This window comes from Micromonospora matsumotoense (assembly GCF_050951065.1).
In the GTDB taxonomy this organism is placed as follows: domain Bacteria; phylum Actinomycetota; class Actinomycetes; order Mycobacteriales; family Micromonosporaceae; genus Micromonospora; species Micromonospora matsumotoensis.
Genome location: NZ_CP192025.1, coordinates 2,548,309 through 2,571,439, shown reverse-complemented (window position 1 = coordinate 2,571,439; position 23,131 = coordinate 2,548,309). Strand labels below are relative to the sequence as shown.

Below are 23,131 nucleotides of genomic sequence, written 5' to 3'. Positions count from 1 at the left end.
GCCTTCACGATCCTCGTCGCGGTCACGGTCGTCGTGGCCGTCGCGAACCTCGTCGTCGAAGTCGTCCCCGTCGCGGTCGTCCCCGTCGTCGAAGCCGTCCTCGTCGCGGTCGTCCGCGTCGTCGCGGTCGTCGGGGGTCTGCCGGGGTGCGGTGTCCGCACCGGTCGGCCGCGTGCTGCCGTCCCCCCCGGCGGTCGGTTCCTCGACCGGCTCGTCGTCCTCGTCGTCACCCTCGATCACGACGCCGTCGAGTTCCAGCAGCCGCTCCGGGGCGTCGGTCTCACCGTCGGTGTCCACGTCGGCGGCACGCGAGAACCACTCCCGGGCCTCCTCGCGGCGACCCACCGCGAGCAGCGCGTCGGCGTAGGCGTAACGCAGCCGGGCGGTCCACGGCTCGGCGACGTCGGTGGTCAGCTCCGGAACCTGGAGCATCGCCACGGCCGCGTCCTTCTGCCCCAGGTCACCCCGGGCCCCGCCGGCAACGATCAGCAGTTCGATCGCGACGGCCTTGTCGAGCTTGTCGCTGTCGGCCCCCCGGAACAGGTCGATCGCCCGCTCCGGACGCCCCAGGGCGCGCTCACAGTCCGCGAGCACGGCCAGGTGGCTCTGCAACCCGGTCATCCGGTGGTACGTGCGCAGCTCGGCGATCGCCGACTGCCACTCCCCCGCGTGGTAGGCGGCCAGGCCGACCGCCTCACGTACGGCGGAGATCCGGGACGCCAGCCGCCGGGCGGCCATCGCGTGCGCGAGCGCCTCCGCCGGGTCCTCGTCGATCAGTTGACCGGTGGCGACCAGGTGCCGCGCGACGGTCTCCGCCACCGGCTTGTTCAGCGAGAGGAGCTCCGCCCGAACGGCCGTGTCGAGGTCGGTCGCGACGATCTCGTCCGGAAGCGCCGGCGCGGCCGACCGGCCGTCGGCCTCGTCCCGGCGTTCCCGGTCGGGGCCGAACCCGCCCTCGTTGCGGCGGTCCTCGTCACCCCGGTGGTCGTCGTGGCGCGGTCGGTCGTAACCGCCACGCTCGCCGCCCCGGAAACCACCCTCACGGCGGTCGCCACCGCGCGGGTCGCCGCCCCGGAAACCGCCACGGTCGCCGCCCCGCGAATCGTCGCGACGGTCTCCACCACGGAAGCCACCCTCACGGGAGTCACCGTCACGGCGGAAACCACCCGGACGGGAATCACCGTCACGGGGACCGGAACGGAAGCCACCCTCACGGCGGTCACCGCCGCCGAAACCACCGGGACGACGCTCACCCCCGACAGCACCCTCACGGCGATCCCCTCCCCGGAAGCCACCCTCGCGGGAGTCACCACCGCGGAAGCCACCTTCACGCGGGCCGGACCGGAAACCACCACGGTCACCGCCCCGCGAATCGTCACGACGGTCCCCACCACGGAAGCCACCCTCACGGGAGTCACCATCGCGGCGGAAACCACCCGGACGGGAATCACCGTCACGGGGACCGGAACGGAAACCACCCTCACGGCGGTCGCCACCGCCGAAACCACCGGGACGACGCTCACCCCCGGCACCACCCTCACGGCGGTCACCGCCACGGAAACCACCCTCACGGGAGTCACCACCCGGACGACGGTCGCCACCACGGAAACCGCCGTCGCGGGAGTCGCTGTCCCGGCGGAAGCCACCCTCGCGGGAGTCACCACCGCGGAAGCCGCCCTCACGCGGGCCGGACCGGAAACCACCACGGTCACCGCCCCGCGAATCGTCGCGACGATCCCCACCACGGAAACCACCCTCACGGGAGTCACCATCGCGGCGGAAACCACCCGGACGGGAATCACCATCACGGGGACCGGAACGGAAACCACCCTCACGGCGGTCACCACCCTGGAAACCACCGGGACGACGCTCACCGCCCCGGAAACCACCCTCACGGGAGTCACCACCACGGAAGCCACCCTCACGGCGGTCGCCACCGCCGAAAGCACCGGGACGACGCTCACCCCCGGCACCCCCCTCGCGACGATCCCCACCACGGAAACCGCCTTCACGGCGGTCGGCGCCACCGGAACCGCCTTCGCGACGGTCACCACCGCGGAAGCCGCCCTCGCGGGAGTCACCGTCACGGCGGAAACCACCGGGCCGGGAGTCACCACCGCGGAAGCCACCTTCACGCGGGCCGGACCGGAAACCACCACGGTCACCGCCCCGCGAATCGTCACGACGATCCCCACCACGGAAACCACCCTCACGGGAGTCACCATCGCGGCGGAAACCACCCGGACGGGAATCACCATCACGGGGACCCGACCGGAAACCACCCTCACGGCGGTCACCACCGCCACCGGCGCCCTCGCGACGGTCGCCGCCGCGGAAACCGCCGCTTCGCGGGGCGTCACCGTCGCGCCGGAAACCACCTTCACGACGGTCACCGCCGCGGAAGCCTCCGTCACGCGAGTCCCCACCGGCACGGAAACCGCCGGGCCGAGAGTCACCGGAACGGGGGCCCGCGCGGAAGCCGTCCTCGCGCCGGTCGCCGCCCCGAGGTCCGCCGCGGGAGGCACCGCGATCGTCGCGGTCTCCCCGGTACGGGGGACGGTCATCCCCACGAGGGCCGGCGTCGCGCCCCTGGGGCCGGTCGGAGCGGTCTTCATATCGGCGCGGACGATCTCCGCCCTGCGGTCCTGAACTCACAGGTACATCCTTCCTGATTGCGCCACCAACGGCGCGACGCAGTCGAGGGCCGACCCGGATGGGGCGGCCCTCGACTGGAAAGGTTGTCCGGCGGTGTCCTACTCTCCCACACCCTCCCGAGTGCAGTACCATCGGCGCTGGAGGGCTTAGCTTCCGGGTTCGGAATGTGACCGGGCGTTTCCCCTCCGCCATGACCGCCGTAACACTATGAACATATCAAACAACACACGCACCCACACACGGTGTGGGGGGTTGTTCGGTTGTTCAGAGTTGCACAGTGGACGCGTAGCAGCTTTGTAGTCAAGTCCTCGGCCTATTAGTACCGGTCAACTGAACCCGTTACCGGGCTTACATTTCCGGCCTATCAACCCAGTCGTCTAGCTGGGGGCCTTACCCCCACAAAGTGGGGTGGGATACCTCATCTTGAAGCAGGCTTCCCGCTTAGATGCTTTCAGCGGTTATCCCTTCCGAACGTAGCTAACCAGCCGTGCCCCTGGCGGGACAACTGGCACACCAGAGGTTCGTCCGTCCCGGTCCTCTCGTACTAGGGACAGCCCTTCTCAAGTATCCTACGCGCACGGCGGATAGGGACCGAACTGTCTCACGACGTTCTAAACCCAGCTCGCGTACCGCTTTAATGGGCGAACAGCCCAACCCTTGGGACCTGCTACAGCCCCAGGATGCGACGAGCCGACATCGAGGTGCCAAACCATCCCGTCGATATGGACTCTTGGGGAAGATCAGCCTGTTATCCCCGGGGTACCTTTTATCCGTTGAGCGACACCGCTTCCACTCGCAAGTGCCGGATCACTAGTCCCGACTTTCGTCCCTGCTCGACCTGTCAGTCTCACAGTCAAGCTCCCTTGTGTACTTGCACTCAACACCTGATTGCCAACCAGGCTGAGGGAACCTTTGGGCGCCTCCGTTACCTTTTAGGAGGCAACCGCCCCAGTTAAACTACCCACCAGACACTGTCCCTGAACCGGATAACGGTCCGAAGTTAGATACCCAAATCAACCAGAGTGGTATTTCAAGATTGCCTCCACCTATACTGGCGTACAGGTTTCACCGGCTCCCACCTATCCTACACAAGCCCATTCAGATACCAATGTCAAGCTATAGTAAAGGTCCCGGGGTCTTTCCGTCCTGCCGCGCGTAACGAGCATCTTTACTCGTAATGCAATTTCGCCGGGCCTGTGGTTGAGACAGTGGGGAAGTCGTTACGCCATTCGTGCAGGTCGGAACTTACCCGACAAGGAATTTCGCTACCTTAGGATGGTTATAGTTACCACCGCCGTTTACTGGCGCTTAAGTTCTCCGCTTCGCCCCGAAGAGCTAACAGGTCCCCTTAACGTTCCAGCACCGGGCAGGCGTCAGTCCATATACATCGAATTACTTCTTCGCATGGACCTGTGTTTTTAGTAAACAGTCGCTTCCCCCTGCTCTCTGCGGCCATACAACGCTCCACCCGCATGGGGCTTCACGTCTCCGGCCCCCCTTCTCCCTAAGTTACGGGGGCAATTTGCCGAGTTCCTTAACCACAGTTCGCCCGATCGCCTCGGTATTCTCTACCTGACCACCTGTGTCGGTTTGGGGTACGGGCCGCTAAGAACTCGCTAGAGGCTTTTCTCGGCAGCATAGGATCACTGACTTCACCTGAATCGGCTCGGCATCACGTCTCAGCCCCATGTGTTGCGGATTTGCCTACAACACGGCCTACACGCTTACCCCGGCACAACCACCGGCCGGGCTCAGCTACCTTCCTGCGTCACCCCATCGCTTGACTACTACCCACCAGGTTCCTGCGCTCCCCGTTCTTGGTCCGAAGACCGCCAACAGATCGGGCAGTTAGCACAATAAGGTTCATCACGGGCGCTCTTTCGCGGGTACGGGAATATCAACCCGTTGTCCATCGACTACGCCTCTCGGCCTCGCCTTAGGTCCCGACTCACCCAGGGCGGATTAGCCTGGCCCTGGAACCCTTGGTCATCCGGCGGAAGGGTTTCTCACCCTTCTTTCGCTACTCATGCCTGCATTCTCACTCGTGCCGCGTCCACAACTGGGTCACCCCGCTGCTTCACCCCCGGCACGACGCTCCCCTACCCACCCACACACCTGCACACCCCATCAAGGAGATGCGAAGTAAAATGTGAGTGCCACAGCTTCGGCGGTGTGCTTGAGCCCCGCTACATTGTCGGCGCGGAACCACTTGACCAGTGAGCTATTACGCACTCTTTAAAGGGTGGCTGCTTCTAAGCCAACCTCCTGGTTGTCTATGCGACCCCACATCCTTTTCCACTTAGCACACGCTTAGGGGCCTTAGCTGGTGATCTGGGCTGTTTCCCTCTCGACTACGAAGCTTATCCCCCGCAGTCTCACTGCCGCGCTCTCACTTACCGGCATTCGGAGTTTGGCTGATTTCGGTAAGCTTGTGGGCCCCCTAGACCATCCAGTGCTCTACCTCCGGCAAGAAACACGCGACGCTGCACCTAAATGCATTTCGGGGAGAACCAGCTATCACGGAGTTTGATTGGCCTTTCACCCCTAACCACAGGTCATCCCCCAACTTTTCAACGTTGGTGGGTTCGGCCCTCCACGCGGTCTTACCCGCGCTTCAGCCTGCCCATGGCTAGATCACTCCGCTTCGGGTCTAGAACATGCGACTACGACGCCCTATTCAGACTCGCTTTCGCTACGGCTCCCCCACACGGGTTAACCTCGCCACATGCCACTAACTCGCAGGCTCATTCTTCAAAAGGCACGCCGTCACCCCGCAAGGCTCCGACGGATTGTAGGCGAACGGTTTCAGGTACTATTTCACTCCCCTCCCGGGGTACTTTTCACCATTCCCTCACGGTACTCGTCCGCTATCGGTCACCAGGAAGTATTTAGGCTTACCAGGTGGTCCTGGCAGATTCACGGCAGATTTCAGGGGTCCGCCGCTACTCGGGAACACCCACAGAAGGTCAGCAACTTTCACCTACCGGACTCTCACCGTCTACGGTCAGCCATTCCAGACTGTTCGACTAGCCACTAACTTGATAACTTCTCGAACAAGTGTCAGCTTGTTCAGCAGGGTCCCACAACCCCGACCACGCAACCCCTGACAGGTATCACACGCAACCGGTTTAGCCTCAATCCGCTTTCGCTCGCCACTACTCACGGAATCACTAAATTGTTTTCTCTTCCTACGGGTACTGAGATGTTTCACTTCCCCGCGTTCCCCCCATACACCCTATGTGTTCAGGTGCAGGTGACACCACATGACTGGTGCCAGGTTTCCCCATTCGGACACCCTGGGATCACAGCTTGGTTGACAGCTCCCCCAGGCCTATCGCGGCCTCCCACGTCCTTCATCGGCTCCTGGTGCCAAGGCATCCACCGTTCGCCCTTGACAACTTGACCACAAAGATGCTCGCGTCCACTGTGCAATTCTCAACAAACGACCAACCCACAACCCTCGACCCCACACCAGCAACCCCACCCCCACCACACGGCAGGAACAGAATCCGGTATGCAAGACCAGGCCGTGCCTGGAAAACCCACCGAGGCACACGCCTCAGGCAAGTCTCTGAAACAACAACCCCACAGGGTTGTTCCTTCAGGACCCAACAGGGTGCTCACCGCCTTCCCCCAGCCGCACCAACCCGACCGTTCCCACCACCCCAAAGAGCAGCTGTACTAGATCATCATGGCCGTTGCCAGGAAAAGACTAACCAGTGTCTCCGCCATCTGAGCACCCCGACCCGACAGACGCGGACCGCGGGCTCCATACCAGCCTTCGCTGGATGGTGCTCCTTAGAAAGGAGGTGATCCAGCCGCACCTTCCGGTACGGCTACCTTGTTACGACTTCGTCCCAATCGCCAGCCCCACCTTCGACGGCTCCCTCCACAAGGGTTGGGCCACCGGCTTCGGGTGTTGCCGACTTTCGTGACGTGACGGGCGGTGTGTACAAGGCCCGGGAACGTATTCACCGCAGCGTTGCTGATCTGCGATTACTAGCGACTCCGACTTCACGGGGTCGAGTTGCAGACCCCGATCCGAACTGAGACCGGCTTTTTGGGATTCGCTCCACCTCACGGTATCGCAACCCATTGTACCGGCCATTGTAGCATGCGTGAAGCCCTGGACATAAGGGGCATGATGACTTGACGTCATCCCCACCTTCCTCCGAGTTGACCCCGGCAGTCTTCGATGAGTCCCCGCCATAACGCGCTGGCAACATCGAACGAGGGTTGCGCTCGTTGCGGGACTTAACCCAACATCTCACGACACGAGCTGACGACAGCCATGCACCACCTGTGACCGCCCCCGAAGGACCTTACATCTCTGCAAGTTTTGCGGCCATGTCAAACCCAGGTAAGGTTCTTCGCGTTGCATCGAATTAATCCGCATGCTCCGCCGCTTGTGCGGGCCCCCGTCAATTCCTTTGAGTTTTAGCCTTGCGGCCGTACTCCCCAGGCGGGGCGCTTAATGCGTTAGCTGCGGCACAGGAAACCGGAGAGGCCCCCCACACCTAGCGCCCAACGTTTACAGCGTGGACTACCAGGGTATCTAATCCTGTTCGCTCCCCACGCTTTCGCTCCTCAGCGTCAGTATCGGCCCAGAGACCCGCCTTCGCCACCGGTGTTCCTCCTGATATCTGCGCATTTCACCGCTACACCAGGAATTCCAGTCTCCCCTACCGAACTCTAGCCTGCCCGTATCGACCGCAGGCTTGGGGTTGAGCCCCAAGTTTTCACGGTCGACGCGACAAGCCGCCTACGAGCTCTTTACGCCCAATAAATCCGGACAACGCTCGCACCCTACGTCTTACCGCGGCTGCTGGCACGTAGTTGGCCGGTGCTTCTTCTGCAGGTACCGTCACTTACGCTTCGTCCCTGCTGAAAGAGGTTTACAACCCGAAGGCCGTCATCCCTCACGCGGCGTCGCTGCATCAGGCTTCCGCCCATTGTGCAATATTCCCCACTGCTGCCTCCCGTAGGAGTCTGGGCCGTGTCTCAGTCCCAGTGTGGCCGGTCGCCCTCTCAGGCCGGCTACCCGTCGTCGCCTTGGTAGGCCATCACCCCACCAACAAGCTGATAGGCCGCGAGCCCATCCCAGGCCGAAAAACTTTCCACCCAACCCCATGCGAGGTCAAGTAATATTCGGTATTAGCCCCCGTTTCCGAGGGTTATCCCAAAGCCTAGGGCAGGTTGCTCACGTGTTACTCACCCGTTCGCCGCTCGAGTACCCCGAAGGGCCTTTCCGCTCGACTTGCATGTGTTAAGCACGCCGCCAGCGTTCGTCCTGAGCCAGGATCAAACTCTCCAACAAAAACCTGTTGAACAATCCATCCCGGCAACAAACAAATGTTGCCAAAGGAATCCCCACCAAACAAACCCGAAAGTCTGCCCAGTGCGGGGTATAAATCATCATTGGCACTGGCTTATCAAGCACCCTGTTGAGTTCTCAAAGAACAACCACACACCACCCGAAAGCCCCGACCAACAGGACCCCCGACCTGGGGTATCTCACTCACCGCACCCCCGCGCTTCCGCGCCAGGCACTTTTACTACGTTACTCGGTGATATCCGCCGTGTCAAACCACTCTGCAGCGATCCACACCACTTCCACCACATTTCCCACCCACCACAAAGCACCCCGACTCACACCGGAATCCCTCGCGATTTCCGCCAGGCCGGCCGCTGCGGTCTCCCGCACGCTCGCCCGGTTCCCTGCCGGCGTCCTACGTTACCCGGTCGGCTTCGCCCCACCAAATCGGCCCTGGGCCGATCCGGGCACCGCCCGGCCCGTACTCCGCGGCGAACAACTCCGCGCAGTCGGTACCTCACACCACGCTCCGGCCTTCAGGGCTTTCGCCCTGGTTCGTCCGTTCCGCGCTGGCAGAGAGAAAGTTACGCGTCCGCCGAGTTGATCGTCAAATCCGACGGATGCGTCCCCCGTCACACTCCCGCGAACGGCCCGTCCCTCCCGGCGGGGTGCGATCCCGCCGGGAGGTCGGACGGCGGGGTCAGCCGCGCAGCTCGACCCCCGCGAAGGAGCGCTTGCCCCGACGCAGCACCAGGTAGCGGCCGTGCAACAGGTCCGCCGGGTCGACGGTGGCGTCGACGTCGGTGACCCGGTGGTTGTTGACGTACGCGCCGCCCTCGGTGATCACCCGACGGGCCTCCTTGAGCCCACCGACCAGCCCCGAGTCGCGCAGCAGCCCGGCCACGTCGGGCAACTCGCCGGTGAGCTGCACCAGGCCGGCCTCGCTCAGCGCCGCACGCAGCGTCTCCGGGGCCAGGTCGTCCAGCGAGCCCCGGCCGAAGAGCGCCTGGCTGGCGGCGACGGCCTGCCGGGTCTCCTCCGCGCCGTGGACCAGGGTGGTGAGTTCTTCGGCGAGGGCACGTTGGGCGCTGCGGGCCGCCGGCCGTTCCGCCGTCTCCTTCTCCAGCGCCTCCAGCTCCGCCCGGGTGCGGAAGCTGAAGTACCGCAGGTAGCGGGTGACGTCCCGGTCGTCGGCGTTGACCCAGAACTGGTAGAAGGCGTACGGGCTGGTCATCTCGGGGTCGAGCCAGACCGCGCCGCCCTCGGTCTTGCCGAACTTCGTGCCGTCGGACCGGGTGACCAGCGGGGTGGTGAAGGCCTGCACCGGGCCGGCACCCCGACGACGGACGTAGTCGACACCGGCGGTGATGTTGCCCCACTGGTCCGAGCCGCCGTACTGGAGCTGGCAGCCGTGCCGGCGGTGCAGCTCGAAGAAGTCGTTGGCCTGGAGGAGCTGGTAGCTGAACTCGGTGAAGCTGATGCCGGTCTCCAGCCGGGCCCGTACCACCTCGCGGGCCAGCATCTTGTTGACCGGGAAGTGCTTGCCGACGTCGCGCAGGAACTCGACCACCGACATCTCGCCGGTCCACTCCAGGTTGTTGACCAGTTGCGCCGCGTTCTCCCCGGTGTACGACACGAAGGGCGCGAGCTGGTCACGGATGCGCTGCACCCAACCGGCCACCACCTCGGGCGGGTTGAGGGTGCGCTCGGCGCTCTCCTTCGGGTCGCCGATCTGGCCGGTGGCGCCGCCCACCAGCAGCAGCGGACGGTGCCCCGCGAGCTGGAGCCGGCGGGCGGTGGTGACCTGCATCAGGTGGCCGACGTGCAGACTGGGCGCGGTCGGATCGAAGCCCACATAGAAGGTGGCCGCCCCGTCGTCGAGCAGCGCACGCAGTTCGTCGGGGCCGGTGGAGTCCTGGATCAGGCCGCGCCACCGCAGGTCGTCGGTCAGGGAGTCCCGCCCGTGCGGGAGGTTGCTGTCGGTCACGGTCACCGATTCTCCCCCATTGCCGACCTGGGGCCGTACCGGGTTTGCCGGCCGGCGACGCGGCTAGGCTGGCCGGGCCGGTGCAACGAGGAGGAACAGCCGTGGAGATCCCGGAGATGACGGATGGTCTGGTCGGCCTGCTGGGGCTGACGTTCGACGAGGCCAGCGGCGACCGGGTGGTGATCCGCTGGAAGGTCCGGCCGGAGCTGCACCAGCCGGCCGGCATCCTGCACGGCGGCGTCTACTGCACGGTGGTGGAGACCGTCGGCAGTGTGGGCGGCACGCTGTGGCTCGGCGACCGGGGCAGCGTGGTCGGGGTGTCCAACCAGACGGACTTCCTGCGTGCGGTACGCGAGGGTGAGCTGGTCGCGGTCGGCACCCCGGTGCACCGGGGACGCAGCCAACAGCTCTGGCAGGTGGAGATCACCGACGCCGAGGGCCGGTTGGTCTCCCGGGGCCAGGTCCGGTTGCAGAACCTCACCCGGGACTGACTCCGCCCCGGGCGACCAGCGGGACGTCCGGGCCCGGCGGGGTGAGCAGGGCGACCAGCGGAGCATCGGGGCCGACGACCCGAGAAGCCTGACCGGTTTGCCGGATACGGTGCTCCCTGCGCCGATATCGTCGCCTCGATGACCGCCGCCGATCCCGTCCCCCCGTGAGGGCACTCCCGGGTGGCACAGCCGCGTCCCGGCGTCGGCCGGCCCGAGGGAAGCTCCTCGCCGCCACCCTCGGGGTGCTGTCGGCCATCGGCGGCTTCGTCGACATCGGCGACCTGGTGGCGGCGAGCCAGGCGGGGGCCCGGTTCGGCATGGCCCACGCCTGGGTGCTGCTGCTCGGGGTGGTCGGCATCTGCGCGTACGCGGAGATGGCCGGACGGATCGCGGCGGTCAGCGGACGGGCGGTGTTCGACCTGGTCCGCGAACGGCTGGGTCCCCGCGTCGCGCTGCTCAACCTGGCGGCGTCCTACCTGGTCACGGTGCTGACCCTGGCCGCCGAGCTGGGCGGGGTGGCGTTGGCCCTGCAACTGGCCTCCCGGGTGAGCTACCTGCTGTGGGTGCCGGTCGCGGCGTTCGCCGGGTGGCTGGTGCTGTGGCGGATGCGCTTCCAGCTGATGGAGCGGGTGTTCGGGCTGGCCGGGCTGACCCTGCTGGTCTTCGCCCTGGCGCTGTTCTGGTTGCCGACCGACTGGGCGGCGCTCGGCCACGGCGCCCTGCACCCGGGCACGGCCGGCCAGGGCTGGGGGGCGTACTGGTTCGTGGCGGTGGCGTTGTTCGCCTCCACCGTCAGCCCGTACGAGGTGTTCTTCTTCTCCTCCGGCGGGGTGGAGGAGAACTGGAGCGCCGCCGATCTGGCCGATGCCCGGTCGAGCGTGCTGATCGGCTTCCCGGTCGGCGGGCTGCTGGCGTTGTCGCTGGTCGCCACGGCCGCCGTGGTCTTCCACCCGGGCGGGGTGTCGCTGTCGACCCTCGACGAGGTCGCCCGGCCGGTGGTGCTGGCGTTCGGCGGGGTGGGGCTGGCGGTCGCCGCGCTGGCGTTCTTCGCGGTGACCTTCGGGGCCGCGCTGGAGACCGGGCTGTCGGCGGCGTACGCGGCGGCGCAGTACTTCGGTTGGCAGTGGGGCAAACGGGTCAGCCCCCGGGAGGCCGCCCGGTTCCACAGCGTGCTGCTGGTCAGCGTGCTGGCCGCGATGCTGCTGCTGTTCACCACCGTCGACCCGGTGCGGCTGACCGAGTACATGCTGGTCGCCAGCGCGGTGGTGCTGCCGTTGACGTACCTGCCGATCCTGATCGTCGCCAACGACCGGACCTACCTGGGGGACGACGTGAACGGGCCGTGGCTCAACCTGCTCGGTGCGGTGTTCCTGCTGGTGATCGTGGCGGCATCGGTGGCCGCGATCCCGTTGGCCGTCGGGACGGGGATGGGACGGTGAGGGTCCAGCTCGCCCGGCAACTGCTCGACCGGCAGATCGTCGACGCCGACGGGCTACTGCTGGGCAAGGTCGACGACGTCGGGTTCGCATTCGACGCGCAGGGCGTGCCCTACGTGGCGTACCTGCTGACCGGGCAGGGGGCGCTCGGGCAGCGGATCGGTGGGCGGGTGGGGCGGTTGCTGGTGGCGCTGGCCGACCGGTTCACCGAGGGGGCGTCGACGCCGCTGCGCATCCCGGTCGACCAGGTCGCCCGGATCGACAGCGCGGTCCGGCTGCGGGCCCGCGCCGACGAGCTGCCCGGCCCGCCGGTGGAGACCTGGCTGCGGCGGCACCTGATCGACCGGATACCGGGCGCCGACCGTGCGAGCGGGTGAACTGCTCGGCCGCACCGCGTACGACCTGCACGGGCGGCGGTTGGGGCGGGTGGTGGACGTGGTGGTGCGGGGTGGTTTCCCGGACGGCCGGCTCCGGCTCACCGACGTGCTGGTGACCGGCCACTGGTGGAGCCGGATGTGGGGCCGGCTGATCGGGGCGCAACGGCACCCGTCCGGCCCCTGGCTGATCCGGGTGATCGCGCGGGCGTTGAGCCGGGACACCCGCCAGTTCCCCGCCGACCAGATCCAACTGCTCCCCCCGGTCCCGGGCTTCCCGTTCGGGGATCCGTCCCCGCCGGACTGAGCGCGCGGACGCCGGCCCGGGGCCGCGCGGCCGGGGACCGGAGGCGCTGCCCTCCGCCGGCCGGCAGGTCAGGCGTGGGCTTCGTCGCGGACGGGTTCCTGCTCGTCGGTGGGGGACGTGGTCGGGGCGTGGTGCAGCCGGATCTGGGAGATGGCGCGCCGGTCGACGCCGGTGACGGTCATCTCCCACCCGTCGATGGTGACGCTCTCCCCCGCGACCGTGGGGATGTGCCCGAGGCAGGAGAGCACCATCCCGGCGACGGTGGTGTAGTCACCGGCCGGCCGGTTGGGCACCTCGACGCCGATGTCGGTCAGGTCGTGCACGGGGAAGGTGCCGGGCAGCACCAGCGACCCGTCCGCCTCGGTGCGCACCGCGCGGACGTCCCGGTCGGTCTCGTCGTAGATCTCCCCGACGATCTCCTCCAGGATGTCCTCCAGGGTGACGATCCCGTCGACCGCGCCCCGCTCGTCCACCACCAGGGCGATGTGCTGCCGCTCCGCCTTGAACTGACGCAGCGCGTCGACCACCGGCAGCGAGTCGGGCAGCAGCATCGGCGGCCGGGCGCACTCGTCGACCGGCCGGTCGTCCGGCACCCCGACCAGGTCCCGCAGGTGGATCACCCCGACCGCGTCGTCCAGGCCGCCGTGCCGCACCACCGGCGCCCGGGAGTGGCCGGTGGCGGCCAGCACCAGCCGGGCGGCCTCCGCGGTGGTCCCGCTGTCGAGCGTGAAGACCTGCAACCGGGGTACGAGCACCGCGCGCAGCTGCCGGTCGGCGATCTCCACCGCGCCGGCGATGATCGTCCGCTGTTCCTTGGTGAAGCCGTGGTTGCCGGCGACGATGTCGCGCAGCTCGTCCGGGCCGATCTCGTCGGGCTGCTGCTTGGGGTCCACCCCGGCGAAGCGGACCACCAGGTCGCTGGTCGCGCCGAGCAGCCACACCGCCGGCCGGGTGAAGCTGGACAGGATGTCCAGCGGGCGGGCCACCAGCAGCGCCCACCGTTCGGCGCGCTGCATCGCGATCCGCTTGGGGGCCAGCTCACCGAAGACCAGGGTGACGAAGGTCAGCGCCAGGGTCACCAACACGATGGCCGCCGTCTCGGCGGCGCCGCCGAGGAAGCCGAGCAGCGGCACCAGCGGCTTGGCCAGCGAGACGGCCGCGGCAGCCGAGGCCAGGAACCCGGCCAGGGTGATACCGATCTGGATGGTGGCGAGGAAGCGGTTCGGGTCCTTGGCGAGCCGGGCGAGCACCCGGCCGGCCCGACTGGTGCGCTCCAACCGCTGCACCTGGCTGTCCCGCAGCGACACCAGGGCCATCTCGCTGCCCGCGAAGATCGCGTTGAGCACCACCAGGACTCCGACCAGGGCCAACTGGCTCCAGTAGCTCTGCACGCCCGGCACTCTCCCTCAGCCGGTGAACGCCGGCGACGGGCCGACGCCGCCGGGCGGAGGACCCGCCCGGCGTAGCCCAGTCTGTGCCCCACCACGCGGTCCGCGAACCCTCCGCGCGGCCATGATCGGTGACCGGGCGTGAACCCGCCTCCGGCGGCCCGGCACCGATCGCGCTCCCGGCCGGCCGCCGGCCCGGCGGGGGCGGCCGGAGGTCACCCTCCCCCGCGCCCGGCGGTCGGCGGTCGGCGGTCAGCCGCGCCCCGCGGCCGGCGGCAGGTCGAGCACGTACGCGTCGCCCTCGGGGCGGAAGCCGAGCCGGTGGTAGTAGGGGGCGACCATGCCGGGCGGGCTGACCACCCGACGGAAGCCCCGGTCGGTGAACAGGCTGCTGCGGCGGTAGACGAACTCGCCCGGGGTGAAGTCACGGAACCGCCGGGTGACGTAGTCCAGGTCGATCTGGGCGATCCCGTCCGCCTCGGCATGTGACAGCACCACCCCGACCACCTCGTCGGCGCGGACCACCAGGAACGCCGACCGGTCGGCGTCGGCCGGGGGCGGCCGGAAGTCGGGGTTGAACCGGGCGATGTCGGCCGCGTGCACCCGCAGCGTGTGGGCCAGGAACTGGTCGCCCACGCCCACCTCGACCACCTGGTAGGTCTGCGCGTCGTGCCGGGTGGCCAGCATCGCGCGGAGGTACCACACGTTGATCGCGGTGAGCACCACGTTGAGGCCGACCATCGGCCAGACCTGCACGGCGGCGTTGTAACCGATCAGGATCAGGCAGCCGACCAGATTGAGGGCGCGTAGCCGCAGGATGCGGGTCTGCAGCAGGGACCAGACCAGCAGCGCGGAGCCGGCCCAGCCGACGAGTTCGAGCCAGTTCACCCCGCGAGACTAGTGCCCGCCCTGGTCAGCGGGGACGGCGGGCAGCTCCAGCAGCCATTCCTCGACCTCGACACCCCGGCCGTCGGCGAATCCGGAGTCCTCGCCGACGACCACGAAGCCACACTTGCGCAGCACCGCCAGGGAAGCCCGGTTGTCCTTCGCGGCGCGGGCCCGCACCGGCCGGTGCGGCACCTCGCGCAGCAGGGCGGACAGCGCGGCGGTGGCGTGGCCGCGCCCCCAGCGGCGCGGGTCGATCCAGTAGCTGACCTCGGTGTGCTCGCCCACCGGGAAGGCCGCGACGTGCCCGACCACCGCCCGGTCGACGACCACCGTGCGGTTGACGACCCGGGGGTCGGCCCGGATGCGGGCCCAGTGCGCGTCGAACACCGCCCGGTCGGTCGGGTCGGCCGGGCCGAACGCCGCCATCCAGGCCGCCTCCGGGTCCTGCTCGTGGGCGAAGAAGTGCGGGAGGTCGTCGTCGCACACGGGCCGCAGGGACAGCTCGTCGGTCATCGCCGGAGGATACGCACCGGCACCGACAACCTCGGGACCTGTGGCCCGGTCGGCGTACCGTCCGGCCCTGTCGGCGGTCCCCCGCCCGTTGCTACCAAGGAGGTGACAACTCCGGCCGGCGACAGGAGGCACCCCATGACCGCGATCCTCAACCCGACCGGACCGGCCCCGCTGGGGCCGCCGCCGGGACCCCGTACCCCGGTGGAGGTGACCGGGCCGACGGCGGTCGGGCCGGTGGGGCCGGTGCTGACCCTGCCCGGCACGCCGGCCGCCGCGCTGGTGCCGGTGACCCGCGACGGCCGGGCGGTCGGCGCGTTCGTGCTCACCGACGGCCGGGTCCGGTACCGGGCGCTGCCCGACCCGGACCGGGTGCTCGCCGCCGCAGCCGGCGCTGCCGTCGTCGCCCTGGTCACCGCAGGGGTGGCGGTGGTGGCACGACGTCGGCCACCGGCGATCGGCACGGTGACCATGGGGCCCGGCGGCTGGGTCAGCCTGCGCGGCGCGCGGGTGCCCACGCTGCGCCCGGCGTCGCCCCGGCCGTGGTGGGCGCGGCTGCTGCGGGCCCGCCGACTGGTCGTGCAGCGCTGACGCCCCCACGGGTCTTTGGTCCCGGGCCGGTGCGGCCCTGCGCCTCTGCCCGGGGCGTCCCGGCCCGACGAGGCTGATGGCGCAGGCGAAACACCCCGGCGACCCAGGCCGCCGGACCCGACCACCGCGGAAGGACCGATCATGACCGGCACCGCACCTCTGCACCCGTGGCGTGGCTTCACCGGCGACGCCTGGCGCGACACCGTCGACGTGGCCGCCTTCGTCCGGGACAACCACGAGCCGTACACCGGGGACGCGTCGTTCCTCACCGGGCCGACCTGCCGCACCCTGGAGGTCTGGGGGACGCTGCGGTCGATGTTCGTGCAGGAGCGCCAGCGCGGCGTGTACGACATCGACGCGGCCACCCCGTCCACCATCACCGCGCACGCCCCCGGGTACATCGACCGGGAGCGGGAGCTGATCGTCGGGTTGCAGACCGACGCGCCGCTGCGCCGGGCGATCATGCCGGCCGGCGGGCTGCGGATGGTGGAGACCGCGTTGCGGGCGTACGGCTTCGAGGCCGACCCGCAGGTGCACCGGATCTTCACCACCTACCGTAAGACGCACAACGACGCGGTCTTCGACGCGTACCCGCCCGACGTGCTGGCCGCGCGCCGCGCGCACATCATCACCGGGCTGCCCGACGCGTACGGGCGGGGACGGATCATCGGGGACTACCGCCGGGTGGCGCTCTACGGGGTGGACCGGCTGGTCGCCGAGCGGAAGGCGCTGAAGGCGGCGCTGGACGACCGGCCGTCGACCGACGAGGTGATCCGGGACCGGGAGGAGTTGGCCGAGCAGATCCGGGCCCTGGGTGAGCTGGCGCAGATGGCGGCGGGTTACGGCTACGACATCGCAGGGCCCGCGGCCACCGGTCGGGAGGCGATCCAGTGGTTGTACTTCGCCTACCTGGCCGCCACCAAGGAGCAGAACGGCGCGGCGATGTCGCTGGGGCGTACCGCCGGGTTCGTCGACGTCTACCTGCGGCGGGACCTCGCCGAGGGGCGGCTGACCGAGATGGACGCCCAGGAGCTGGTCGACGACTTCGTGATCAAGCTGCGGATCGTCCGGTTCCTGCGCACCCCCGAGTACGACCAACTCTTCTCGGGCGACCCGACCTGGGTGACCGAGGCGCTCGGCGGGATGGGCGTCGACGGCCGGCCGCGGGTCACCCGGACCAGCTTCCGCTATCTCCAGACCCTCTACAACCTGGGTCCCGCGCCGGAGCCGAACCTGACCGTGCTCTGGTCGCCCCGGTTGCCGGTCGGGTTCAAGCGGTTCTGCGCCCAGGTGTCGCTGGACACCAGCGCCATCCAGTACGAGAACGACGAGCTGATCCGGCCCGCGTACGACGACGACACCGCGATCGCCTGCTGCGTGTCGGCGATGCGGGTGGGCCGGGACATGCAGTTCTTCGGCGCTCGCGCCAACCTCGCCAAGGCCCTGCTCTATGCGATCAACGGGGGCCGCGACGAGATCACCGGGGAGCAGGTCGCCCCGGCCACACCGCCGGTCGGCGGGGAGACCCTGGATCACGCCGAGGTGCTGGCCGCGTACGAGCGCACCCTGGACTGGCTGGCCGAGACGTACGTGGACGCGCTGAACGTGATCCACCACCAGCACGACCGGTACGCCTACGAGCGGCTGGAGATGGCCCTGCACGACCACCCGGTGCGCCGGTTCATGGCCACCGGCATCGCCGGGCTGTCGGTGGCGGTGGACAGCCTCGCGGCGATCCGCTACGGCACGGTCAAGGTGCTGCGCGACGACACCGGCCTGGCGATCGACTACCTGGTCGAGGGGGAACCACCGACGTACGGCAACAACGACGAGCGGGCCGACGAGATCGCGGTGTGGCTGACCGAGACCTTCGCGGCGAAGCTGCGCCGGCAGCGCACCTACCGCGACGCGGAGCTGACCATGTCGGTGCTGACCATCACCTCGAACGTGGTGTACGGCAAGCACACCGGCAACACCCCGGACGGCCGGCGGGCCGGTGAGCCGTTCGCCCCGGGCGCGAACCCGATGAACGGCCGGGACACCCACGGGCTGGTGGCCGCCGCGCTGTCGGTGGCGAAGCTGCCGTACGACGCGGCCCGCGACGGTATCTCGCTGACCTCCACGGTCACCCCGGACGGCCTGGGACACACCCACGAGGAGCGGATCGACAACCTGGCCGGGGTGCTCGACGGCTACACCGACGCCGGGGGGTTCCACCTCAACGTCAACGTGCTGGACCGGGCCACCCTGGTCGACGCGATGGCGCACCCGGAGCGCTACCCGCAGTTGACCGTGCGGGTCTCCGGCTACGCGGTGAACTTCGTCCGGCTCAGCCGGGAGCAGCAGCAGGACGTGGTGTCCCGGACCTTCCACGGGTCGCTGTGAACGTCCGGCCCGACGACGCCGTCGCCACCGCCGCCGGGCGGGGCGACGGCGTGCCGACCGGGGCGGTGCACTCGTGGGACGTGTCGGTCGGGGTGGACGGGCCGGGGACCCGGTTCGTGGCCTTCCTCGCCGGTTGCCCGCTGCGCTGCCGGTACTGCCACAGCCCGGACACCTGGTACCGGCGCAGCGGCCGGCACCGCACGGTGGACGAACTGCTGGCGGAGATCGAGCCGTACCGGCGGTTCATCTCGGTGGCCGGCGGCGGGGTGACGCTCAGCGGCGGCGAGCCGCTGATGCAGCCCCGGTTCACCGGTGAGGTGCTGCGCCGCTGCCACGACCTGGGCCTGCACACCGCGCTGGACACCTCCGGTTTCCTCGGTGTCCGCGCGGACGACGCCCTGCTCGACGCCACCGACCTGGTGCTGCTGGACGTCAAGTCGTGGGACCCGGCGACCTACCGGCGGGTCACCCGCACCGGGTCCGTCGCCCCGACGCTGCGCTTCGGCCGGCGGCTCGCCGAGCGGGGCATCCCGATCTGGGTACGGTTCGTGCTGGTGCCCGGTCTCACCGACGCCGAGGAGAACGTGGCCGGGATCGCGGACTTCGCCGCCGGGCTGGACACCGTGCAGCGGGTCGAGGTGCTGCCGTTCCACCGGCTCGGCGCGCACAAGTACGCCGAGTTGGGGCTCGCCTTCCCGCTGGCGCGGACGGAACCTCCCACCCCTGAGCTGGTGGCCCGGGTCCGGGGCCAGTTCGCCGCGCGCGGCCTGACCGTCACCTGACCAACCCCGCCGCCGTCCCGGTCGGGGACGGTCAGCCCTGCTCGTCCTCGTCCGCTGACGGCTTGGGGCGGCGGTGCTCCCGGATGTACGCCTCCACGTCGGACCGCAGCCACACCGAGCCGACCGACAGCGTCTGGAATGGGCTCGGGAAGTTCGGATGCAGCGCGATGGCGCGGAAGCGCGACCGGCTGACATTCAACATCTTCAGGATTTCGCCTGCGGCGACGAGTGGCCCCGGCACCTCATCAGTCATGCCAGCAAGGTAGAACAGTGCGCGCGTGCCGTAGTTGACACGACCACACTTGCACGCTAACAGGACCACGACGAGCGGAGCACGTCTATAGCGACGCGACCTTGTTGACGCGCCAACGTTGACACGAGGTGACCGACGGTGTGGAATCGGTGACGCGGTGCCCCCGCCCTGGTGGAGCTGGGCTCGGTGGGGCGGGGTGCCGCGAAGACCCCGACACCCCCGGGAGGCGAAATGCGCGGACACCGCGAGGTGCCGTACCTGGTGGAACTGTCCTGGCGCTGCCTGGACCACCACCGCAACGCGCGGTGCGAGAAGTGCACCGGGACCGGCTTCTGCCCGGCGGTGGAGGCCGCCCGCACCCGGATCAGGACCTGGCGCAGGTACCGCACCGTGTTCGGTAGGCGGTGACCGCGCCCCTGCCGAAGGCGGGTGACCTGATCGAAGTCACCCGCGCGGCCAGCATCCAGTTCATCAGGCCGATCCGGTTCCGGGTGATCCGCGTGCTCGACTGGCCGACCTACGACGGCTGGGTCTGGCTCGACGGTTACCGGCTCGACGCCAAGGGCGACGCGGTGACCCGACGGTCGATCTTCGTCCAACCCGCCGGACTGGTCATCCACCGACGCGACGCGCCACCACCACCGCGACGGTCCCGGCCGACGCCGTCGGGAACGTCGCCCCCGACGGGGATGTCGCCGCCGGTCCGGGTCAACTCGCCGCCGAGGTCGGGTAGCCGTACAGGTCGAGCAGGCGGCCCCGGGAGGCCTGGAGCCGGTCCACCACCACGCTCATGAACCGGGTGGTGAGCTGCCGGCCCAGGGCGTCGTCGGCCGCCATCAGCCGGCGTACCCCCTCGGCGGTGAACTCCACGGTGACGTTCCTCCAGACGGAGACCGGGGTGCCAGCGGACAGCGGCACGCCCGGCCGGGTCGCCTGCCGGCGGGTGCGGTCCGGTACGTCGACAATGGGCTGAACCGATCCTGGGAGGGCTGATGAACCGACCGGTAGTGGTGGGGGTGGACGGATCGCCGACCAGCCTGGCCGCCGTGGAGCAGGCCGCGCACGCGGCGGTGCTGCGCTCCGCGCCGCTGCACCTGGTGCACGGCTACCTGCACCCGCTCGGCTACGGCGTGCCGCTGAACCCGTACGACCTGGGGGTGCCGGCACCGTCGGAGGAGGCGCAGCGGATGTTGGAGCGGACCGCCGCCGAACTGGCCGACCGGTGGTCGGGGCTGACGGTGCAGGTGCGTCAGGTCGCCGGTGGGGCGGGCGCGACGCTGGTCGAGGAGTCCCGCCGGGCCGATCTGGTGGTGGTGGGCAGCCGGGGCCTGGGCGGTTTCACCGGGTTGCTGCTCGGCTCGGTCGGCGCGCAGGTCGCCGCGCACGCGCACTGCCCGGTGCTGGTGGTCCGCCCGGAGACGTTGCCGATCGGCGTGGACGGGCCGGTGCTGGTGGGGGTGGACGGCTCGCCGGCCGCCGGGGTGGCCGCCGAGCAGGCCGCCGCCGAGGCGGTCCGGCGGGGGGTGCCGCTGGTGCTGGTGCACGTCGGCCCCGCCCCGCAGGACCGGGAGGTGCCCGACGAGGTGGCCGAGTCCGAGGCGGCGTACCAGGCGCACGCGGTCCGGCTGCTCGCCGAGGCGTCGGCCGCCGTCCGCGCCGACCACCCGGACGTGGTGCTGCGGGAGCATCCGGTCCGGGCGGTCGGGGTGACGCAGGGCCTGGTCGAGGCGAGCGGCACGGCGTCGCTGCTGGCCGTCGGCACCCGGGGGCGGGGCGGTTTCACCGGCCTGTTGCTGGGCTCGGTCAGCCAGGCGGTCGTGCAGCACGCCCACTGCCCCGTGCTGGTGGCCCACCCGTACCGGTGAGGTCACCCGGACGGCCGCCGCAGGACCGCCGCGCCGGCGCGGGCCAGCCCGACGGTCGCTGATGCGGGCGGCCCGCCCCGACTGCCGGTGCGGTCAGCCCTCCCGGCTGCCCAGGAGCTGGGCGAAGTCGGTAGTGAGGGCGAACGGGTCGGCCGGGCCGGTGGCCGGTGGCCGCCGGTCGACCTGGTCGGCCAACTCCCGGCCGGCGCGGTCGATGCGGGCCCGCAACGCCCCCTCGGCGGTGCCGCCGGACCAGTCCTCCGGGGCGGCGAAGACCGACGTCGGCAGCACCACCGCGCGCAGGTAGCCGAACATCGGCCGGACGGCGTGCTCCAGGGCGAGGGAGTGCCGGGCGGTGCCGCCGGTCGCGCCGATCAGCACCGGCCGGTCGACCAGCGCCTGGGCGTCCACCACGTCGAAGAAGGACTTGAACAGCCCGTTGTACGACGCATTGAAGATCGGCGTGACGGCGACAATGCCGTCGGCGCCGGTCACCGCGTCGAGGGCGGCCCGCAGCTCCGTCGACGGGAAACCGGTGAGCAGGTTGTTCACCACGTCGTGGGCGTGGTCGCGCAGCTCCACCACCCGCAACTCCACCTCGTCGCCGCGCCGGACCAGCTCGTCGCGGGCGGCCACGGCGAGCTGGTCGGCGAGCAGCCGGGTGGACGACGGCTGACTCAGCCCCGCCGACACCACGGCCAGGGTGCGCCGGGTCATCGGACCCCCTCCGCCCCGGCACCGCCCAGGTCACCGGTGCCGGCCGGGTCGGTGGCCGCCCGGGCGGCGGCGTCGCGGGCGGCGACCAGCGAGGCGTGGGTGGGCGCGACCGGCACGTGCGCCGGGCGCAGCGCGGCGAACTCCTTGCGCAGCACGGGTACGACCTCCTCGCCGAGCAGGTCGAGCTGCTCCAGCACCGTCTTCAGGGGCAGCCCCGCGTGGTCGAGCAGGAACAGCTGGCGCTGGTAGTCACCGACGTACTCCCGGAAACCGAGGGTCCGGTCGATGACCTGCTGCGGGCTGCCCACGGTCAACGGGGTCTCCCGGGTGAACTCCTCCATCGACGGCCCGTGCCCGTAGACCGGCGCGTTGTCGAAGTACGGCCGGAACTCGCGCACGGCGTCCTGCGAGTTGCGCCGCATGAACACCTGACCGCCGAGCCCCACGATGGCCTGCTCGGGCGAGCCGTGGCCGTAGTGGGCGAAGCGCTGCCGGTAGAGGCCGACCATCCGCTGGGTGTGCTCCTTGGGCCAGAAGATGTGGTTGGCGAAGAAACCGTCACCGTAGTACGCGGCCTGCTCGGCGATCTCCGGGCTGCGGATCGAGCCGTGCCAGACGAACGGCGGGACGTCGTCGAGCGGGCGCGGGGTCGAGGTGAACGACTGCAACGGGGTGCGGAACTTGCCCTGCCAGTCGACCACGTCCTCGCGCCAGAGCCGGTGCAGCAGCTCGTAGTTCTCGACGGCCAGCCGGATGCCGTTGCGGATGTCCTGCCCGAACCACGGGTAGACCGGCCCGGTGTTGCCGCGCCCCATCATCAGGTCCACCCGGCCGTCGGCCAGGTGCTGGAGCATGGCGTAGTCCTCGGCGATCTTCACCGGGTCGTTGGTGGTGATCAGCGTGGTCGCGGTGGACAGCAGCAGCCGCTCGGTGCGGGCGGCGATGTGCCCCAGCATCGTGGTGGGCGAGGAGGGGACGAACGGGCGGTTGTGGTGCTCACCGGTGGCGAAGACGTCCAGACCGACCTCTTCGGCCTTGAGGGCGATCGCCACCATCGCCTTGATCCGCTCGTGCTCGGTCGGCTCCCGTCCGGTGGTCGGGTCGACCGTGACATCGCCTACGGTGAAGACTCCGAACTGCATGACCAGCTCCTCGCGTCTGAGATACCGGGCCTTTCGTGGTACCCGG

At 69.3% G+C, this 23,131-nt stretch carries 18 protein-coding genes, 3 rRNA genes and 2 pseudogenes; 11 read left to right on the top strand and 12 right to left on the bottom strand.

What is annotated here, in order from left to right; genetic code table 11:
- Nucleotides 1-209: 209 nt before the first annotated feature.
- Nucleotides 210-819 (bottom strand): annotated as a pseudogene (locus ACQP1S_RS11470) (hypothetical protein); the annotation flags it as partial.
- Here ACQP1S_RS11470 and ACQP1S_RS11465 point away from each other — a divergent pair.
- Entirely contained in the window at nucleotides 778-2,649 is a 1,872-nt protein-coding gene (locus ACQP1S_RS11465; RefSeq protein WP_432906021.1) for a hypothetical protein, read from the top strand. The pseudogene ACQP1S_RS11470 and the gene ACQP1S_RS11465 sit on opposite strands and share 42 nt — an antisense overlap.
- Nucleotides 2,650-2,740: 91 nt before the next feature.
- On the opposite strand, the gene rrf is transcribed toward ACQP1S_RS11465, so the two are convergent.
- From rrf to tyrS, 4 genes are all read right to left on the bottom strand, one after another.
- Nucleotides 2,741-2,857 (bottom strand): 5S ribosomal RNA (gene rrf / locus ACQP1S_RS11460).
- 94 nt (nucleotides 2,858-2,951) lie between these two features.
- A 23S ribosomal RNA gene (locus ACQP1S_RS11455) occupies nucleotides 2,952-6,060 on the bottom strand.
- A gap of 397 nt (nucleotides 6,061-6,457) precedes the next feature.
- Nucleotides 6,458-7,972, bottom strand: a 16S ribosomal RNA gene (locus tag ACQP1S_RS11450).
- Together the 16S, 23S and 5S rRNA genes form the textbook arrangement of a ribosomal RNA operon.
- Nucleotides 7,973-8,669: 697 nt before the next feature.
- Nucleotides 8,670-9,956, bottom strand: coding sequence for a tyrosine--tRNA ligase (tyrS, locus tag ACQP1S_RS11445; protein ID WP_432907975.1), 1,287 nt, complete (start codon nucleotides 9,954-9,956; stop codon nucleotides 8,670-8,672).
- Between the two features lie 116 nt (nucleotides 9,957-10,072).
- On the opposite strand from tyrS, the gene ACQP1S_RS11440 reads away from it, so the two are divergent.
- From ACQP1S_RS11440 to ACQP1S_RS11425, 4 genes are all read left to right on the top strand, one after another.
- Complete coding sequence (locus tag ACQP1S_RS11440) at nucleotides 10,073-10,447, top strand: PaaI family thioesterase (RefSeq protein ID WP_176739218.1); 375 nt, start codon at nucleotides 10,073-10,075, stop codon at nucleotides 10,445-10,447.
- Nucleotides 10,448-10,611: 164 nt separating this feature from the next.
- Nucleotides 10,612-11,886 (top strand): NRAMP family divalent metal transporter, encoded by a 1,275-nt coding sequence (locus tag ACQP1S_RS11435; protein ID WP_091253278.1) that lies wholly within the window; start codon nucleotides 10,612-10,614, stop codon nucleotides 11,884-11,886.
- Nucleotides 11,883-12,260, top strand: a complete 378-nt coding sequence (locus tag ACQP1S_RS11430; protein WP_091253276.1) for a hypothetical protein — start codon at nucleotides 11,883-11,885, stop codon at nucleotides 12,258-12,260. The genes ACQP1S_RS11435 and ACQP1S_RS11430 overlap by 4 nt, the downstream gene beginning before the upstream one ends.
- Nucleotides 12,247-12,564 carry a hypothetical protein gene (locus ACQP1S_RS11425; protein WP_091253274.1) on the top strand — a complete coding sequence of 106 codons (318 nt, stop codon included), beginning with the start codon at nucleotides 12,247-12,249 and terminating at the stop codon, nucleotides 12,562-12,564. Before ACQP1S_RS11430 ends, ACQP1S_RS11425 begins: the two co-directional genes overlap by 14 nt.
- A gap of 68 nt (nucleotides 12,565-12,632) precedes the next feature.
- Here the strand turns inward: ACQP1S_RS11425 and ACQP1S_RS11420 are convergent, their stop codons facing one another.
- The 3 genes from ACQP1S_RS11420 to ACQP1S_RS11410 all read right to left on the bottom strand — a co-directional run bounded on the left by ACQP1S_RS11420 (nucleotide 12,633) and on the right by ACQP1S_RS11410 (nucleotide 15,353).
- Nucleotides 12,633-13,955 carry a hemolysin family protein gene (locus ACQP1S_RS11420; protein ID WP_432906017.1) on the bottom strand — a complete coding sequence of 441 codons (1,323 nt, stop codon included), beginning with the start codon at nucleotides 13,953-13,955 and terminating at the stop codon, nucleotides 12,633-12,635.
- A 249-nt stretch (nucleotides 13,956-14,204) separates the two neighbouring features.
- Entirely contained in the window at nucleotides 14,205-14,840 is a 636-nt protein-coding gene (locus tag ACQP1S_RS11415; RefSeq protein WP_091253272.1) for a hypothetical protein, read from the bottom strand.
- 9 nt (nucleotides 14,841-14,849) lie between these two features.
- Nucleotides 14,850-15,353: a GNAT family N-acetyltransferase gene (locus tag ACQP1S_RS11410; RefSeq protein ID WP_091253269.1), complete on the bottom strand. Its 504-nt coding sequence runs from the start codon at nucleotides 15,351-15,353 to the stop codon at nucleotides 14,850-14,852.
- Between the two features lie 135 nt (nucleotides 15,354-15,488).
- On the opposite strand from ACQP1S_RS11410, the gene ACQP1S_RS11405 reads away from it, so the two are divergent.
- The 3 genes from ACQP1S_RS11405 (at nucleotide 15,489) to pflA (ending at nucleotide 19,108) form a co-directional block, all read left to right on the top strand.
- On the top strand, nucleotides 15,489-15,941 hold the full coding sequence (locus ACQP1S_RS11405) for a hypothetical protein (RefSeq protein WP_091253267.1): 453 nt from the start codon (nucleotides 15,489-15,491) through the stop codon (nucleotides 15,939-15,941).
- Between the two features lie 141 nt (nucleotides 15,942-16,082).
- Nucleotides 16,083-18,326, top strand: coding sequence for a formate C-acetyltransferase (gene pflB / locus ACQP1S_RS11400; RefSeq protein ID WP_432906013.1), 2,244 nt, complete (start codon nucleotides 16,083-16,085; stop codon nucleotides 18,324-18,326).
- A complete protein-coding gene (gene pflA, locus ACQP1S_RS11395; protein WP_432906010.1) occupies nucleotides 18,323-19,108 on the top strand; it encodes a pyruvate formate-lyase-activating protein in 786 nt (261 codons plus the stop codon). Before pflB ends, pflA begins: the two co-directional genes overlap by 4 nt.
- Before the next feature lie 31 nt (nucleotides 19,109-19,139).
- Here pflA and ACQP1S_RS11390 read toward each other — a convergent pair whose 3' ends face one another.
- A complete protein-coding gene (locus ACQP1S_RS11390; RefSeq protein ID WP_091253265.1) occupies nucleotides 19,140-19,361 on the bottom strand; it encodes a helix-turn-helix transcriptional regulator in 222 nt (73 codons plus the stop codon).
- A 231-nt stretch (nucleotides 19,362-19,592) separates the two neighbouring features.
- Here ACQP1S_RS11390 and ACQP1S_RS11385 point away from each other — a divergent pair, with 231 nt between their 5' ends.
- Complete coding sequence (locus ACQP1S_RS11385; protein WP_176739215.1) at nucleotides 19,593-19,769, top strand: hypothetical protein; 177 nt, start codon at nucleotides 19,593-19,595, stop codon at nucleotides 19,767-19,769.
- Nucleotides 19,766-20,071, top strand: a pseudogene (locus ACQP1S_RS11380) (hypothetical protein); the annotation flags it as partial. The gene ACQP1S_RS11385 and the pseudogene ACQP1S_RS11380, both read left to right, overlap by 4 nt.
- Here the strand turns inward: ACQP1S_RS11380 and ACQP1S_RS11375 are convergent.
- A complete protein-coding gene (locus ACQP1S_RS11375) occupies nucleotides 20,070-20,279 on the bottom strand; it encodes a hypothetical protein (RefSeq protein ID WP_141723245.1) in 210 nt (69 codons plus the stop codon). The pseudogene ACQP1S_RS11380 and the gene ACQP1S_RS11375 sit on opposite strands and share 2 nt — an antisense overlap.
- Before the next feature lie 74 nt (nucleotides 20,280-20,353).
- Here ACQP1S_RS11375 and ACQP1S_RS11370 point away from each other — a divergent pair, with 74 nt between their 5' ends.
- Complete coding sequence (locus tag ACQP1S_RS11370) at nucleotides 20,354-21,226, top strand: universal stress protein (protein WP_432906005.1); 873 nt, start codon at nucleotides 20,354-20,356, stop codon at nucleotides 21,224-21,226.
- A gap of 93 nt (nucleotides 21,227-21,319) precedes the next feature.
- On the opposite strand, the gene ACQP1S_RS11365 is transcribed toward ACQP1S_RS11370, so the two are convergent.
- Nucleotides 21,320-21,943, bottom strand: coding sequence for an FMN reductase (locus ACQP1S_RS11365; RefSeq protein WP_432906002.1), 624 nt, complete (start codon nucleotides 21,941-21,943; stop codon nucleotides 21,320-21,322).
- Nucleotides 21,940-23,085: an LLM class flavin-dependent oxidoreductase gene (locus ACQP1S_RS11360; protein WP_432906000.1), complete on the bottom strand. Its 1,146-nt coding sequence runs from the start codon at nucleotides 23,083-23,085 to the stop codon at nucleotides 21,940-21,942. Before ACQP1S_RS11360 ends, ACQP1S_RS11365 begins: the two co-directional genes overlap by 4 nt.
- Nucleotides 23,086-23,131: the final 46 nt, after the last annotated feature.

Coding starts and splice junctions, on each gene's coding strand:
- ACQP1S_RS11405 (WP_091253267.1), top strand. CDS start 15,489: ATGACCGCGATCCTCAACCCGACCGGACCGGCCCCGCTGGGGCCGCCG.
- ACQP1S_RS11390 (WP_091253265.1), bottom strand. CDS start 19,361: ATGACTGATGAGGTGCCGGGGCCACTCGTCGCCGCAGGCGAAATCCTG.
- ACQP1S_RS11385 (WP_176739215.1), top strand. CDS start 19,593: ATGCGCGGACACCGCGAGGTGCCGTACCTGGTGGAACTGTCCTGGCGC.
- ACQP1S_RS11370 (WP_432906005.1), top strand. CDS start 20,354: ATGAACCGACCGGTAGTGGTGGGGGTGGACGGATCGCCGACCAGCCTG.
- ACQP1S_RS11360 (WP_432906000.1), bottom strand. CDS start 23,085: ATGCAGTTCGGAGTCTTCACCGTAGGCGATGTCACGGTCGACCCGACC.
- pflB (WP_432906013.1), top strand. CDS start 16,083: ATGACCGGCACCGCACCTCTGCACCCGTGGCGTGGCTTCACCGGCGAC.
- ACQP1S_RS11365 (WP_432906002.1), bottom strand. CDS start 21,943: ATGACCCGGCGCACCCTGGCCGTGGTGTCGGCGGGGCTGAGTCAGCCG.
- ACQP1S_RS11440 (WP_176739218.1), top strand. CDS start 10,073: ATGACGGATGGTCTGGTCGGCCTGCTGGGGCTGACGTTCGACGAGGCC.
- ACQP1S_RS11410 (WP_091253269.1), bottom strand. CDS start 15,353: ATGACCGACGAGCTGTCCCTGCGGCCCGTGTGCGACGACGACCTCCCG.